General features: G+C 70.0%; 16 protein-coding genes. 6 read left to right on the plus strand and 10 right to left on the minus strand.

All coding sequences use genetic code 11. From position 1 onward, the window contains the following. Positions 1 to 69: 69 nt before the first annotated feature. On the plus strand, positions 70 to 1,428 hold the full coding sequence (locus tag HDA40_RS06170) for an APC family permease (RefSeq protein WP_253752846.1): 1,359 nt from the start codon (positions 70 to 72) through the stop codon (positions 1,426 to 1,428). On the opposite strand, the gene HDA40_RS06175 is transcribed toward HDA40_RS06170, so the two are convergent. The 9 genes from HDA40_RS06175 to HDA40_RS06215 all read right to left on the minus strand — a co-directional run bounded on the left by HDA40_RS06175 (position 1,418) and on the right by HDA40_RS06215 (position 9,416). Further along, complete coding sequence (locus tag HDA40_RS06175) at positions 1,418 to 2,188, minus strand: SecDF P1 head subdomain-containing protein (RefSeq protein WP_253752847.1); 771 nt, start codon at positions 2,186 to 2,188, stop codon at positions 1,418 to 1,420. The two genes, HDA40_RS06170 and HDA40_RS06175, sit on opposite strands and share 11 nt — an antisense overlap. 53 nt (positions 2,189 to 2,241) lie before the next feature. Beyond that, positions 2,242 to 3,084 carry an SDR family NAD(P)-dependent oxidoreductase gene (locus HDA40_RS06180; protein WP_253752848.1) on the minus strand — a complete coding sequence of 281 codons (843 nt, stop codon included), beginning with the start codon at positions 3,082 to 3,084 and terminating at the stop codon, positions 2,242 to 2,244. Further along, complete coding sequence (locus HDA40_RS06185) at positions 3,081 to 4,358, minus strand: MFS transporter (protein WP_253752849.1); 1,278 nt, start codon at positions 4,356 to 4,358, stop codon at positions 3,081 to 3,083. Before HDA40_RS06185 ends, HDA40_RS06180 begins: the two co-directional genes overlap by 4 nt. Continuing rightward, positions 4,355 to 5,341, minus strand: a complete 987-nt coding sequence (locus HDA40_RS06190; RefSeq protein ID WP_253752850.1) for an ATP-grasp domain-containing protein — start codon at positions 5,339 to 5,341, stop codon at positions 4,355 to 4,357. The genes HDA40_RS06185 and HDA40_RS06190 overlap by 4 nt, the downstream gene beginning before the upstream one ends. 30 nt (positions 5,342 to 5,371) lie before the next feature. Further along, positions 5,372 to 6,577: an RNA polymerase sigma factor gene (locus HDA40_RS06195; RefSeq protein ID WP_253752851.1), complete on the minus strand. Its 1,206-nt coding sequence runs from the start codon at positions 6,575 to 6,577 to the stop codon at positions 5,372 to 5,374. After that, a complete protein-coding gene (locus HDA40_RS06200) occupies positions 6,577 to 6,921 on the minus strand; it encodes a YciI family protein (RefSeq protein WP_253752852.1) in 345 nt (114 codons plus the stop codon). The genes HDA40_RS06195 and HDA40_RS06200 overlap by 1 nt, the downstream gene beginning before the upstream one ends. 82 nt (positions 6,922 to 7,003) lie before the next feature. Then, entirely contained in the window at positions 7,004 to 8,167 is a 1,164-nt protein-coding gene (locus tag HDA40_RS06205; RefSeq protein ID WP_253752853.1) for a serine hydrolase domain-containing protein, read from the minus strand. Positions 8,168 to 8,267: 100 nt separating this feature from the next. Continuing rightward, complete coding sequence (gene sigJ / locus HDA40_RS06210) at positions 8,268 to 9,167, minus strand: RNA polymerase sigma factor SigJ (RefSeq protein ID WP_253752855.1); 900 nt, start codon at positions 9,165 to 9,167, stop codon at positions 8,268 to 8,270. Between the two features lie 81 nt (positions 9,168 to 9,248). Continuing rightward, complete coding sequence (locus HDA40_RS06215) at positions 9,249 to 9,416, minus strand: Rv3202a family protein (protein ID WP_253752857.1); 168 nt, start codon at positions 9,414 to 9,416, stop codon at positions 9,249 to 9,251. Positions 9,417 to 9,545: 129 nt separating this feature from the next. Between HDA40_RS06215 and HDA40_RS06220 the strand changes: the two genes are divergently transcribed. The 4 genes from HDA40_RS06220 to HDA40_RS06235 all read left to right on the plus strand — a co-directional run bounded on the left by HDA40_RS06220 (position 9,546) and on the right by HDA40_RS06235 (position 12,661). Further along, complete coding sequence (locus HDA40_RS06220; RefSeq protein WP_372502847.1) at positions 9,546 to 9,887, plus strand: ArsR/SmtB family transcription factor; 342 nt, start codon at positions 9,546 to 9,548, stop codon at positions 9,885 to 9,887. Between the two features lies 1 nt (position 9,888). After that, a complete protein-coding gene (locus HDA40_RS06225) occupies positions 9,889 to 10,356 on the plus strand; it encodes an SRPBCC family protein (protein ID WP_253752861.1) in 468 nt (155 codons plus the stop codon). A gap of 86 nt (positions 10,357 to 10,442) precedes the next feature. Then, positions 10,443 to 11,075: a TetR/AcrR family transcriptional regulator gene (locus HDA40_RS06230; protein WP_253752863.1), complete on the plus strand. Its 633-nt coding sequence runs from the start codon at positions 10,443 to 10,445 to the stop codon at positions 11,073 to 11,075. Further along, the gene (locus tag HDA40_RS06235; protein WP_253752865.1) at positions 11,072 to 12,661 is read left to right on the plus strand and encodes an MDR family MFS transporter; all 1,590 of its coding nucleotides are present in this window, start codon (positions 11,072 to 11,074) and stop codon (positions 12,659 to 12,661) included. The genes HDA40_RS06230 and HDA40_RS06235 overlap by 4 nt, the downstream gene beginning before the upstream one ends. Before the next feature lie 41 nt (positions 12,662 to 12,702). Here HDA40_RS06235 and HDA40_RS06240 read toward each other — a convergent pair whose 3' ends face one another. Then, positions 12,703 to 13,179 (minus strand): GNAT family N-acetyltransferase, encoded by a 477-nt coding sequence (locus HDA40_RS06240; protein ID WP_253752867.1) that lies wholly within the window; start codon positions 13,177 to 13,179, stop codon positions 12,703 to 12,705. A 46-nt stretch (positions 13,180 to 13,225) separates the two neighbouring features. Between HDA40_RS06240 and HDA40_RS06245 the strand changes: the two genes are divergently transcribed. Then, positions 13,226 to 13,798: a TetR/AcrR family transcriptional regulator gene (locus HDA40_RS06245; RefSeq protein ID WP_253752869.1), complete on the plus strand. Its 573-nt coding sequence runs from the start codon at positions 13,226 to 13,228 to the stop codon at positions 13,796 to 13,798. The last annotated feature ends 25 nt before the right edge of the window (positions 13,799 to 13,823 follow it).

Genomic DNA, 13,823 nt, shown 5'->3' on the forward strand with positions numbered 1-13,823 from the left:
CAGAAATCTATCGCACTATGGCATTCCTGTCACTGGTCCGGCCTGACCAGCGGGCGCGAGGCTGTGCGGGTGACGCTCACCGAAACCAAGGCGGCCCCGGCGGCGACCCCGACCGGCCACCTGTCCACCGTCCAGGGAATCGCCCTCTACGTCGGCGCCGTGCTCGGCACCGGAGTCATCGCCCTGCCCGCCCTCGCCGCCCGGGTCGCCGGGCCCGCGTCGCTGCTGGCCTGGCTCGGCCTGGTGCTGGCATCGATCCCGCTGGCCGCCACGTTCGCCGCGCTCGGCGCGCGTCATCCGGACAGCGGCGGAGTCTCCACGTACGCCCGCCGCGCGTTCGGCCCTCGGGCAGCCGCCCTGGTCGGCTGGTGGTTCTACGCCGCCACCCCGGCCGGCGCGCCCGCCGCCGCTCTGTTCACCGGCGGCTACGTCGAAGCCGCCTTCGGCGGTGGCCGCGTCACCGTGTACGCCACCGCCGTCGGCCTGTTCGCCGTCGTCGGCCTGGCCAACTACTTCGGCGTACGCGTCTCCGGCCGGATGCAGCTGATCCTCGCCGGGGTGTTGCTGACCCTGCTGCTCGTGACGGCCATCGCCGCGCTGCCGCACGCCAAGCTGAGCAACCTGACGCCGTTCGCGCCGCACGGCTGGTTCGCCGTGTTCCCCGCGGCCGCCCTGCTCGTCTGGAGTTTCGCTGGCTGGGAGGCGGTGACGCACCTGGCGGCCGAGTTCCGTAACCCGGCGCGGGCACTCCCCCGCGCGACGGCGGCCGCGATCGTCATCGTCGGCGGCGTCTACCTCCTGATCGCCGCGACCGTGGTGCTGGTTCTGGGCGCGGCGGCGGGCGCGAACGAGGCTCCCCTGTCCGCGCTGCTGGCCGTCGGGTTCGGCGGACCGGCCAAGGCCGCGGCGGCCGTCGTCGCGGTGTTGCTGACCCTCGGCGTCATGAACACGTACACCGCCGGATCGGCGAAGCTCGGCGCCGCGCTCGGCCGTGACGGGGCACTCCCGGCATGGCTGGCCCGGGGCAGTCAGTCGGGCGAGGTGCCCCGCCGCAGCCTGTTCGTGACGATCGCGCTCGGGCTGGGCGGATTCGGTATCGTCGCCGCGACCGGTGTCGGCACGGCGCCGCTGGTGCTCGCGACGACGGGCTGCTTCGTCGCCGTGTACGCCGTCGGCGCGGCGGCGGCGCTCCGGTTGCTGCCGCGGCGTACGGGCGTCTGGTGGACGGCCGTCGTCGCACTGGTGACCGTCCTCGGCCTCAGCCTGACGACCGGGCTCTACCTAGCCTGGCCCCTGCTCGTGGCGCTCGCCGCCCTCCTCTACGTCCGCCGCGTGGCCAACCGCCGCCGCGAGTCCACCCCCGACACAGGCCGGGAAGCGGCCACCGAGCCACAGCCGACTGGCGATATCGCCCGCGTCACTGCGTGACAGTCACCGCGGCGACGGTCAGATCGACCGGCAGCTGGGGTGCGCTGATGACCGACGCCAGCCGTTCGGCCTCCGCCTCGGTGAAGGAGCCGCTGATCACGGCGTCGCCGGTCAGCACCGAGATGATCTCGGGCGCGGAGATCACCTTGTTGTCCAGCACGATCGCGACCAGGCAGTTACCGCTGCCGCCGAGGGCGTCCTGCGCGCACGCCGGCCAGCCCGAGTTCCCGACCGCCTCGCGGCTGAGATCGGTGAACTTGGCCTGGCCGCTGCCGGTGAACTTGATCAGAACGGTCTGCTGCCCGGTCTGATCCCGTTGGTAGGTCGCCGAGGCCACATCGGAGTGGACGACCTTGGCGACGTCGAGGCCGTACCCCACGCCGTCGGCGTCGCACGCGATCATCGACTCGCCGGGCGGGCTGGCCTTCGGCTGCTTGCCGCAGTCCTGGCTGGCCGGCGTCCGGACGACGACCTTGCGGAACTCCAGTACGCCCGGCGCGGTGAGCTGGGCGAAGTCCACCTCGTGCCGATCGCCGGGGACGGTCATGACCAGTCCCTCCGCCGTCCAGGCGAACCCTGGCTTCGGCATCCCCGCCCCGGTGACCCGGTTGCGCAGGATCGTCTCCACCGTCGAATGGTCGGCGTCGCCGCTCACCGACAGGGTGACCCGGGTCTTCGTCTTGTCGCCGAACGGCAGCGAACAGCCCGCCACCGTGGTGGCGGCCAGTACCAGGATCACCAGTACGCGGGCACGCATCATGCCGCGAATCCTAGGCACCGGCCGCCAGCTCGGCAGCGCATCCGACGGCCCCGTCAGGAAAGACCGAGCCAGGATCGGGCCGCCGTCTGCACGGCCGATCCGTCCACGTCGGCCAGCTTGCGGCTCGCGTACTCCTTGGCCCAAGTGCTGGTGAGGACGCGCAGCGGGGGTCGGGGATCGGACAGCGATTCGACGACCACCTCGGCGACCTCGCGCGCGGTCTGCGCGCCCGGATATCCGCCGCTCGCCACCCAATCGAGGTACGGGACGAGGACGTCGGTGTAGGGCCCGCAGTCGGCGATGAGCGAGTCCCGGGTGATGCCGGTGTTCGCCCCGAACGCGGTCTCCAGCACCGGTCCGGGCTCCACGATCGTGACGGTGACGCCCATCCCCGCCGCGGTCGGGGCGAGGCTCTCGAGGAAGCCCTCGACGGCGAACTTGGCCGCCGAGTACGCCTCGTTGAACGGCTGCCCGATGAGTCCACGGGTGCTGCCGAGGGTCACGACGCGGCCTCGGCTGGCCCGCAGGTGCGGCAGCGCGGCCTTCGTCATCGCGACCACGCCGAAGAAGTTGACCTCGATGTTCGCCCGGTACGCGTCCAGCGACGCCATCTCGATGGTCGGCACGGTGTTCCCGACGCCCGCGTTGTTGACCACCGCGTCGAGCCGCCCGTACTTGTCGACGACGGCGGCCATGCAGTCCTGAATGGACTCCCACGAGGTGACGTCGAGTCGCCGGACGTCCACCTCGACCCCGGCCGAAGACGCCGCGTCGAGCAGCGCGTCCTGACGCGAGAGGTCACGCATCGTGGCCACCACGGTCCAGCCCGCCTGCGCCGCCGCCACGGCGGTGTGCAGGCCGATCCCGGTCGAGCAGCCGGTGACGAGCACGATCATGCCGCTTTCACCTTCTCCTGTACTCCGACGGTGGGCTCATCGGTGTCCGCGGCGGCTGCCGCCGTGACCAGTCGATGCACCGCCCACAGCGGAACCGCCGCGAAGAAGGTGCCGATGAGCGTGCCGAAGACCATGGTGATCTTCGTGGCGGCGAGGATGCCGAACCCGTCGTCGAGCAGGTCCACGAGGACGCCGCCGACGAACACGCTCACCGGGATGATGCCCCAGGTGATCGTGCGGAAGGCGGCGTGCGAGACGGCCTGGTCCGAGACCGGTACGCGAGCCTGCCGGACGGCGGCGGTGCTGACGTTGTACCAGACCATGAAGAACCCGTACGCCGCCAGCGTCGCGCCGATGACGATCGCGCCGGGCAGGAGGGGTGCGGCGAGGATGCCGAGCCCGACGAGCGAGTGCAGGAAGATCGACCACGGCATGACCCGGGCCGCCCCGATCCGGCGGCTGATCCGCTGGGCGAAGAAGGTCCCGACGACCGCGCCGACGGCGGCGACCGACATCGCCGCGCCCATCGCGCCGACCGACAACCCCAGTCCCCGGTACGCGAACATCGGCATCACGGTGACGTAGATCGGCCCGCCGATGTTGGCCAGCAGGGTGCCCTGGACCGTCCGGCGCAGCACCGGATCATGCCAGTTCAGCCGGACGCCCTGCTTGAGCCGGGTCCACATCGACTCCTTGCGCTCGACGGCCGAACCGTAGGGCTGCATGGTCCGGATCGCCCCGGCCGACACCAGATACGTAGCCGCGTCGATGACCAGCGACGCCACGCCCAGGAGTTGGTAGAGCACCCCGGCGATGGCCGGTCCGACCACTTCGGACGCCGTCCGGCTGGTCTCCAGGTTCGCGTACGCCTTGACCCGCCCGTCGCCGGGCACGATCGACGCGATCGTGGCGGTGTAGCCGATGTTGAAGAAGACCGAGGTCGCGTTGAGCACGGCGACGGCGGCGAACACCAGCGGGATCGACAGCACGTCGAGCCAGTACGCCACCGGCAGCGAGAGCACGACGATCAGCCGGATCAGATCGCAGGCGACGAGGGTGGCCCGCAGGTTCCACCGGTCGACCAGCATCCCCGCGACCAGGCTGAGCAGCGGGATGGCGAGGTACTGCGCCATCCCGACCAGGCCCACCTGGAACGCCGAGGCGTGCAGCAGCAGGATCATCACCGTCGGCACCACGAACAGGGTGATCTTGTCGCCGACGTTGCTGACCGTCTGCCCGGCCCACAGCAGGTTGAACTGCCGCCCGAGCTTCATGAGCGCCCCTGAGACAGGAATCGGGCGTGAGCGCGCCGGTAGGCGAGGAACCGCGCCAGGATCGTGTCGTGCTGCACCTGGACCCAGTCCGGCCCTGGGCACATGATGGCCCCGTCGAATTCGATCTCCGAGAGCCAGAACCTCTCGCCGTCGTGCAGGAAGTCGACGCACAGGTACGGCACCGGGAACTTCTCGGCGAAGTACGCGACGGCCTCCTCCAGCTCCGGCGGAGTATCCACGTAGGACAGCTTGGCACCGGTACTGAACTGAGGGTAGGGCGCGCCCGGTCCGGGTTGGCGTACCAGGACGGCGGCCACCTCGCCGTCCACCAGGTGCAGCCGGTAGTCGGTGGTCCCGTGGCCTAGGAACGGCTGGAAGACCAGCACCGTGTCGCCGCCCTGGGCGAGGCTGAGCAGTCCGCGTACGTCGTGCGAGTCGCGCGCGATGTTGATGCCGCGCGACGTCGCCCAGCCCGACGGCTTGGCGATCGCCGGGTACGGCAGATCCTGAGTGGCCACTTCGTACTCGTCGTAGACGAGGTCACGACCCGATCCGATGCGGACGGTCGGGATCGGCGGCACGGGCGAGTCCTTGAGCATCAGGATCGTCGCCATCTTGTCGTTGCAGACCGCCGCCAGGTTCGGCGGATGCGGCAGGTAGAAGCCGCCCTGTTCGAGGACGGCGTACAGGGTGAACTGGGTGAAGACGTCGGCGGACTGATAGGGCAGGGAATAGATGGACGAGATGAACAGAGTGTCCTCAGGAGTCACCCGCTCACCGTCGATGTAGAACTTCGCGGCCGTCGGTTCCAGCGCGTCGACGGTCACCGCCTCCGGCGCCACCCGATCCCACGACAGGTCCAAGCTCTTGGCCACGTCGACGTAGGCGTCCCAGAACGCCGCGCCCCACTTGCCGCTCATCCGGGTCGACTCGCGATCCGGGAACAGCCAGACCAGCCGGCGCAATGTGCTCGTGTCAGTCATGGCGGCAGTGTGGAGATCACCGCCATAGATTCACTGCGAATTCGCTCCGGAAGCGGCGACCTCCGCGCGTCTCGCGCTCAGGAAGGCCCGCTCGGTCGGCTGCGTCACCAGGCTCAAGGCCATGTCGTACGCCGAAAGGGCGGCCCGCTTCTGATCGAGCCTTCGCAGCAGATCGGCACGGACGGCGTACCAGAGGTAATGACCGGACAGCGGCAGCGAGTCGATGATGGACAGTGCGACGCGCGGGCCGTCGGTCTCGGCGACCGCAACGGCCCGATGCAGCTCGGCGACGGGGCTGGGCGCGACGATCAGGAGCTGATCGTAGAGCTGGACGATCTGCCGCCAGTCGGTCTGGCCCGCGGTACGCGCGTCACTGTGGACGGCGTTGATCGCCGCCTGGATCTGGTACGCGCCCGGCTGATTCCGCCGCAGGCAACGCCGGACGAGGTCCTGTCCTTCCGCGATCAGCTCGGCGTTCCACAGCCGACGGTCCTGGTCGGGCAGCGGTACGAGCCGATCGGCGCGGGCGGGCCGGCGCGCCTCGGTGAGCAGCATCAACGCCAGCAGCCCGAGCACCTCCGGCTCGTCGGGCATCAGCTCGGCGAGCAGCCGCCCGAGCCGGATCGCCTCGGCGCTCAGCTCGGGCCGGCCGAGGTGGCCCTCGGTGTAGATGAGATAGACGACGGCGAGCACCGACCGCAGGCGATCGGGCAACTCGGCGTCCCCCGGCACCCGGTACGGGATGTGCGCGTCGCGGATCTTGCCCTTCGCCCGGACGAGGCGTTGCGCCATCGTCGGCTCCGGGACGAGGAACGCGGTCGCGATCTCGGCCGTGCTGAGCCCGCCGAGCAGCTTCAGCGTCAACGCGACCTGCGCCGGTTCGGCGAGCGCCGGATGGCAGCACGTGAAGATCAGGCGCAGGCGGTCGTCGTCCACCGGACTCCCCTCTTCCCACTCGTGCTCCGTCCCGGAATCGGCGTGCAGCAGCGCCGCCTCGGTGTGCTTGGCGTCGCGTTGAGCCTCCCGGCGTACGCGGTCGATCGCGCGGTTGCGGGCGGTGGTGATGATCCAGCCGGCCGGGCTGGGTGGCGTACCCGTCTCCGGCCAGCGCCGCACGGCCTCCGCGAACGCGTCCTGCACGGCCTCCTCGGCGAGGTCGATGTCGCCGAAGGCCCGGACGAGAACGGCCACCGCGCGGCCGTACTCCGCCCGGAAGACCGCCTCGACGTCGGCCACTACTTCTCTTCGAACGCGATCGGCCGGACCTCGACGGGCAACGTCAGCACCGCCGCCATCCGCCGGCCCCAGCTCAGCGCCTCGTCCAGGTCGGCGGCCCGGATGACGGTGAACCCGCCGACGTGCTCCTTGCCCTCGGCGTACGGGCCGTCGGTGATCAGGTTCTCCCGGGGCCGCACGACGGTGGCGGAGCTCGCCGGGTGCAGACCCATCGCGAACACCCAGACACCCGTACGCCGCATCTCGTCGTTCAGCGTCGCGAGGTTCTCCATGATCGGGTCGAGCACCTCCGGCGGCGGCGCCTCCCCGTCGGGCTGGTAGATGCTGAGCAGGTACTCCGGCATGTTCGATCACCCCTTCGTGGTTCTTCCTACCCCCTACACGAACGGCGCTGCGGCATTTCGACAAGCCGCGGCATTTCGACGATCAGCGTGCGTACGCGAGCCGGGTGAACTCGGCCGTGCCACCCAGGAGGTAGAAGTCGGCGACCTGGCTCAGGGCGATCCCGATCGAATCCTTGTGCGGATCGGTGAACCACACCGTGCCGGAGCCGCCCTCCCAGCCGTACCGTCCGGGGGCGTCCGTGGCATCGTCCGGCGCCACCGTGACCGACATGCCGTAGCCCCAGCCCCGGCCGCCCAGCAACATCCCCGCCGAGCCGAGTTGTTCGGGGGTGAGGTGGTTCGTCGTCATCCGGCGGACGGAGTCGGCCGACAGCAGCCCGTCGCCGTTCCGGCGCAGCATCTGGGCGAAGGCGAGCAGGTCCGGTGCAGTGGAGAGCAGCCCGGCCGAGCCGGACGGGAAGGCGGGCGGTCGGGTCCACTCGGCCGCACGTGACAGCGGCGACTCCTGCAACGGTCCGCCCTGCAGGTCGCTCAGGTAGGCCGCCGGAATGCGGTGCGCCTCCTCCTCCGGCAGCCAGAATCCGGTGTCGGGCATGTTCAGCGGCGCGAAGAGCCGTTCGGCGAGGAAGTCCCCCAGCGGCTTTGTGGCCGCCCGCGCCACCAGTACGCCGAGCACCAGCGTCCCCGTGTTGTAGCGCCAGCGCGTACCGGGCTGATCCATCAGGGGCAGTTCGCCGAACCGCCGGATCCACTCGTCCGGGTCGAGCGGCGTACGCGGATCGGGCACGTCCAGCACCAGCTCCGCGTCCCGGGCCGCCTCGATGATCGGGTACGCGGGCTGGAACGACGGCTCGGTGATCATCCCGTGCCCGAGCCGGAAGGTGAGCAGGTCCTCCACCGTGATCGGCCGCTCGGCCGGGACCGTGTCGTCGAGCGGCGCGTCGAGCGTACGCAGCACCCGCCGGTCGGCCAGTTCGGGGAGCAGCCGGTCGACCGGCTCGTCGAGGGCGATCGTGCCGTCCTCGACGAGCAGCATCGTGGCAGCCGCCAGAACGGGCTTCGTCAGCGACGCGATCCGGAAGACCGTGTCCGTCCGCATCGCAGTACCGCCGAAGGCGGTGTCACCCATCGCCGTCACCTCGACGTCGTCCCCGTACGCGAGGGCGGTGACCAGGCCAGGCAGCTCCCCCCGGGCCACCCGGCCGGTCATCGCGGCGGTGAGTTTCTCGTTCAGCGGGCTCGCCATGATCGCCTCCAGTCGTGAGTCTTCACCAAGGCGTCGCACGACGGACCCGGGATACGACATCCGCCCGGAATTTCTTCGGCCTCAGTCCGGCAGCCGGGCCTCAGTCCGGAAGATCGGCGATGAAGTCGGAGACGTCGAGGCTCGCCAGCCGCTCGGGGTCGGCGAGGATGTCGATCGCGACGATCCGCCCGTCGACGACGGTCATCCCCATGACCCCGTAGAGCTGGCCGGACGGCGGGATGTTGATCACGCCCATCGCGCCGTTGACCAGCGCCGGGCGGGCGTACTGGGCCATCTTCGAGAACATGAGCGCCTGGCGGGCGACCGCCTCGGCCCCGCGCACGAGCCGGGCCACGTCGAACGGGGCCGCGCCGTAGTCCGCCCGGAGCACCACGTCGGGGTCGAGCAGCGCCACCAGCGCCTCGAAGTCGCCACCCCGCGAGGCCGCGAGGAACGCCTCGACCACCTCCCGCTGCCGGGCCAGGTCGCGGTCGGGAGCCGGGGCGCCACCCTGGATCCGCCGTCGGGCGCGGCTGGCGAGCTGCCGCGTCGCGCCCGGCGCCCGGCCGACGATCGGGGCGATGTCGTCGAACGGCAGCGCGAACATGTCGTGCAGCACGAAGGCCAACCGCTCGGCCGGGGTGAGGGTGTCGAGCACGACCTGCAGGGCCAGCCCGACCGAGTCGGCGAGCATCGCCTCCTGCTCCGGGTCGACGCCGTCGGCCGGGGCCACGATCGGATCGGGCACGTGCACGTCCAGCGGCTCCTCCCGGCGGGAGGTACGCGAGCGCAGCATGTCCAGGCACACTCGGCCGACCACGGTGGTCAGCCAGCCGCCCAGATTGCGTACCTCGGCGGCGTCGGACCGGTTGAGCCGGATCCAGGCTTCCTGAACAGCGTCGTCGGCCTCGGTCAGCGACCCCAGCATCCGGTACGCGACCGCGCGGAGGTGCGAGCGGTGCCCCTCGAATTCGTCGGCGAGCCATTCGGTGTCGTTCATGATCACATTCTTCCTCTCCGTTCATCACCCTGACGAACGGAGCGGCGCGAATGTGACCGGACTACTCGTGCTTGCCGGCGATTACTCGTAGTCGTCGTCCAGCGGAACGACCTGGGCCTGCTCGACGGCGTCGGCCTCGGGCACGTCGTCGCCGATCGCCGGCTCCACGGCGTCGTCGTCCTCGTCGAAGTCGTCGAACACGACGGGGAGGTCCTGTTCCTGGCGGTCGGCGTCGGGCACCTCGGTCACCTGGCCAACGTACCGAGAGTTGCGCCCGGCGTCGCGGCGAACCATCCGATTTCCCGGATCCGGTTGACACGCGTACGCGACCGGGCCCATACTCAACTCATCGGTTGATTAACCGGTCGGTTGAATAAGGTGGTCACGGTGGATCAGCTCAGCACGGTGTTCGCGGCGCTCGCCGACCCGACGAGACGGGCCATCCTCGCCCGGCTCGCCGAGGGCGACGCGACCGTGAACCAGCTGGCCGAACCGTTCCCGATCAGCCTCCAGGCGGTCTCCAAGCATCTGAAGGTGCTGGAGCAGGCCGGGCTGATCACCCGGGGTCGTGACGCTCAATGGCGGCCATGCCGCTTGGCGCCGGCTCCGCTACGGGACGTCACCGAATGGGTAGAGACCTACCGGCGCTTCTGGGAGGCGCGCTACGACCGGCTCGACGATTACCTGCAGGAACTCCAGCAGACACCGAAGGAGAAGTGAGATGTCCTCGAACGCCGTTTTCCAGGTGGCCCCGCGCGGTGACCGTGAGATCGTCATGACCCGCGTCTTCGACGCTCCCCGTGAGCTGGTCTGGGCCGCCTTCACCGATCCCGAGCACCTGAAGCACTGGTGGGGCCGAGGCAATCCGATGACGATCGAGATGGACGCCCGCGTCGGCGGCCGCTACCGCTTCGTCGAGCACTCGCCCGAGGGCGACGAGGCGTTCCGGGGCGAGATCCTGGAGCTGGTTCCGAACGAGAAGGTCGTGCAGACCTTCGAATGGGAGGGCCTGCCCGGCCACATCGCCACCGACACCATGGTGATGACCGAGGAGGGCGGCAAGACGCTCGTCACGACGACGTCCATGTTCATGAGCCAGGAAGACCGGGACGGCATGATCGCCTCCGGCATGGAGACCGGAGCCCGGCAGTCCTACGAGGCGCTGGACGCGTACCTGGCGAAGCTCTGAACCGGCTGGGAGCCGGCCGCAAGTGTGCCGCTCGTCACCGGAAAAGACTTTGCAGAGACTGAAAGATCACTTGTAGCTTCGGCGGGGTGTCCATCACCCCGCCGAAGCCGTCGCTGGGCCGTCGCGATCTCAAGAAGCAGCAGACCCGTGAGGCGCTGCTCACCGTGACGCTCCGGCTCGCCGCCGACCGGGGTCTCGAACACGTCACCGTCGAGGAGATCTGCGCCGAGGTCGGCGTCTCCTCGCGGACGTTCTTCAACTACTTCGCCGCCAAGGACGACGCCGTCCTGGACGACAACGCGGCCGCCGCCGAGGAGATGCTGCGGCGGCTGACCGAAGTGCTCACCGAACTGCCGGTGCTCGCCGCCGTGCACGCGTCCCTCGCCGCGATCATCGGCGAGATGGAGACCGATCGGGACCGCTGGCTGCTGCGGCTCACCGCCATCGAGCGCAGCCCATCGATGCTCCCCCGGCTCATCGCGACCAGCGTGAAGACCGAGCAACAGGCCGCCGAGGTCATCGGCCGGCATCTCGGCGTACCGGCGGACGGCTATCCGGCCCTCGTGATCGGGGTGGCCGGCGCGGCCTTCCGATCCGCGATGCAGCGCTGGGCGGCCGGCGACGGCTCCCGGCCGCTCGCCGCCTTTGTAGACGAAGCTTTCGCAGCCCTGGCCAACGGGCTGGCTGACCCTCAGCAACAACTAGAAGGAAGAGAATGACCACAACCACCGCGCCTGCGGACTCCCCCGAGACGGGCGCCGCGCCGCAACCCATGTCGCGCCGTGAGGTGCTGCAGGCGCTGTCCGGCCTCATGCTGGGCATGTTCGTCTCGATCCTGGCCTCCACGATCGTGTCGAACGCGCTTCCGCGCATCATCGCCGACCTGAAGGGCAGCCAGTCGGTCTACACCTGGATCGTCACGACCGAACTGCTCGCGATGACGGCCACCGTCCCGCTCTGGGGCAAGATGGCCGACCTCTACAGCAAGAAGCTGCTCATCCAGCTGTCGCTGGGCCTGTTCGTGGCCGGCTCGCTCATCGCCGGGTTCACCCCGAACGTCGAGATCCTGCTGCTGAGCCGCGCCGTGCAGGGCGTCGGCGCGGGCGGCATGACCGCGCTCGCGATGATCGTCATGGCGGCCATGATCCCGCCGCGTGAACTGGGCCGCTATTCCGGCATCTTCGGCGCGGTCTTCGGCGTCGGCACCATCGCCGGCCCGCTGATCGGCGGCGTCCTGGTCGACACCTCCTGGCTCGGGTGGCGCTGGTGCTTCCTGATCGGGGTCCCGTTCACCTTGACCGCGATCTTCCTGCTCCAGAAGACCCTGCACCTGCCGGTCGTACGCCGCCAGGTGAAGATCGACTATCTGGGCGCCCTGCTCATCATCGCCGGCGTCTCCACCCTGCTGATCTGGTCGACCCTGGCCGGGCAGAAGTTCGAGTGGGCCTCCGGCTGGACGGCGATCCTCGTCGGGGCCGGCGTGATCCTGCTGGCACTGGCGGTCTTCGTCGAGGCCCGCGCGGCAGAGCCGATCGTGCCGCTGGCCATCTTCCGCCACCGCACGGTCAGCCTCACCGTCCTGACCAGCATCTTCGTCGGCGTCGCGATGTTCGGCGGCACCGTGTTCCTGTCGCAGTACTTCCAGATCTCGCTCGGCAAGTCGCCGACGGTCGCCGGCCTGATGAGCCTGCCCATGATCTTCGGCCTGCTGGTCTCCTCGACCGTCGCCGGTCAGCTGATCACCAAGTACGGCCGCTGGAAGATCTTCCTGGTGGCCGGCGGTCTCGTGATGACGGTCGGCATGCTGCTGCTCAGCCGGATCGACGCGCACACGCACGTCGTCGTGCTGTCGGCGTACATGGCGGTGCTGGGCGTCGGCGTCGGCATGCTCATGCAGAACCTCGTGCTGGCCGCCCAGAACGACGTGCCCGCGCAGGATCTGGGCGCGACGACCTCGGTGCTGACGTTCTTCCGGAGCATGGGCGGCGCCATCGGCGTCAGCGCGCTCGGCGCGGTCCTCGCCAACCGGGTGACGGACATGTTCACCGAGAAGTTCGGGCCGATGGCCGGTGGCGGCGAGGCGGCGGTGCCCGACCTGAAGACGCTCGACCCGGCGATCCTGAAGATCGTGCAGCAGATCTACGGCGACGCCACGGCCGACCTGTTCCTCATCGGTACGCCGTTCGCCGTGCTCGCCCTGCTGACCGTGCTCTTCATCAAGGAGAAGCCGCTGCACACGCTGAGCGGCACCGACCGGCTGGCCCAGGAGCAGACCGACGCTCCGCCGCCGATCGCGGTCCACTAAGGATTCACCAGGAACGCCGCCGGGGCTGCCCCGGCGGCGTTTCACGTTTCCAGGAGCCAGGTCAACAGCGACCCGTCCCGGCCGACGAAGGTCGCTGCGCCGAGCGTACCGTCAGCTTGAAGGCGGCGGATGGTCCGCGCGGCCGGCTGGTTGCCCGCGAGCACATGGGCCAGGATCTTTCCACTGGCCGTGACGGCCAGGCGGTGCGCGAGCAGAGTTCCGATGCCGCGGCGCTGCCAGGCGTCCTCTACCAGGATCGCAGCCTCCGCCGGGTCGCCGGCGAGGCTGGCCATCGCCACAAGCCGCCCGTCGTGTACGCCGCCGGTGGCGACCGCGACGATCGTGCCCGCCGTGAGCAGTCTCGCGAGCAGCGCGGCCGGCGGCGTGCCCGCACCGGAGACGTAGCGGCGGTAGAGGCTCTCCCGTGAGCAGCGACGATGCATCGCCAGCACCTCGTCGAGATCGGCGGCGGTCGCCTCGCGAACCGTCACCACCACCGGTTCTATGTCGAGCATCATAATGCGATCGTGCGTTATGATGGCCGTCATAGTCAAGGGGAGCGAGATGACGACCGACAGCCGCGAAAAGATGATCAAGACCGCCGCCTTCCTCTTCGGCGAGCGGGGCTACGCGGCGACCTCCTTCCAGGACGTCCTCGCGCGCTCCGGAGCGCCGCGCGGCTCGATCTACCACCACTTCCCCGGCGGCAAGGAGCAGCTCGCGGCCGAGGCACTGCGGTGGTACGCGGGCCGCACCCGCGACGCGATGGCCGCCGGCACCGCCGACGGGCCGACCGTGGAAGCCGTCGCGGGCTACTTCGCCGCCACCGCCGCCTGGCTGAAGAAGAGCGACTTCCGCGGCGGCTGCCCGATCGGCAGTGTCGCGCTGGACATGTCCGGCGACGAGCCGCTACGCGAGATCGTGGCCGAGGCCTTCGCCGACTGGCGGCGCATCGTCGAGCGGTCGCTGCTGTCGGAGGGCTGCGCGCCGGACACCGCCCGTTCGCTGGCGGCACTGGTCATCGCCGCGTCCGAAGGCGCGCTGATGCTGGCCCGGACCTCCCGCGACCTGCGCGACTACGAGTCCGTCGCGACTCAGGTGCTCGCCCACCTCCGCACCGTCCTCACCGCGGCCTGACCCGCATCGAGTCCAGCCGTCGCGG

Source organism: Hamadaea flava (assembly GCF_024172085.1).
Taxonomy (GTDB): Bacteria; Actinomycetota; Actinomycetes; order Mycobacteriales; family Micromonosporaceae; genus Hamadaea; species Hamadaea flava.

What these genes read in the sequence shown, in the direction of transcription:
- HDA40_RS06175 (WP_253752847.1), bottom strand. Translation starts at nt 2,188, where the DNA reads ATGATGCGTGCCCGCGTACTGGTGATCCTGGTACTGGCCGCCACCACG.
- HDA40_RS06180 (WP_253752848.1), bottom strand. Translation starts at nt 3,084, where the DNA reads ATGATCGTGCTCGTCACCGGCTGCTCGACCGGGATCGGCCTGCACACC.
- HDA40_RS06185 (WP_253752849.1), bottom strand. Translation starts at nt 4,358, where the DNA reads ATGAAGCTCGGGCGGCAGTTCAACCTGCTGTGGGCCGGGCAGACGGTC.
- HDA40_RS06190 (WP_253752850.1), bottom strand. Translation starts at nt 5,341, where the DNA reads ATGACTGACACGAGCACATTGCGCCGGCTGGTCTGGCTGTTCCCGGAT.
- HDA40_RS06200 (WP_253752852.1), bottom strand. Translation starts at nt 6,921, where the DNA reads ATGCCGGAGTACCTGCTCAGCATCTACCAGCCCGACGGGGAGGCGCCG.
- HDA40_RS06205 (WP_253752853.1), bottom strand. Translation starts at nt 8,167, where the DNA reads ATGGCGAGCCCGCTGAACGAGAAACTCACCGCCGCGATGACCGGCCGG.
- sigJ (WP_253752855.1), bottom strand. Translation starts at nt 9,167, where the DNA reads ATGAACGACACCGAATGGCTCGCCGACGAATTCGAGGGGCACCGCTCG.
- HDA40_RS06225 (WP_253752861.1), top strand. Translation starts at nt 9,889, where the DNA reads ATGTCCTCGAACGCCGTTTTCCAGGTGGCCCCGCGCGGTGACCGTGAG.
- HDA40_RS06235 (WP_253752865.1), top strand. Translation starts at nt 11,072, where the DNA reads ATGACCACAACCACCGCGCCTGCGGACTCCCCCGAGACGGGCGCCGCG.
- HDA40_RS06240 (WP_253752867.1), bottom strand. Translation starts at nt 13,179, where the DNA reads ATGATGCTCGACATAGAACCGGTGGTGGTGACGGTTCGCGAGGCGACC.
- HDA40_RS06245 (WP_253752869.1), top strand. Translation starts at nt 13,226, where the DNA reads ATGACGACCGACAGCCGCGAAAAGATGATCAAGACCGCCGCCTTCCTC.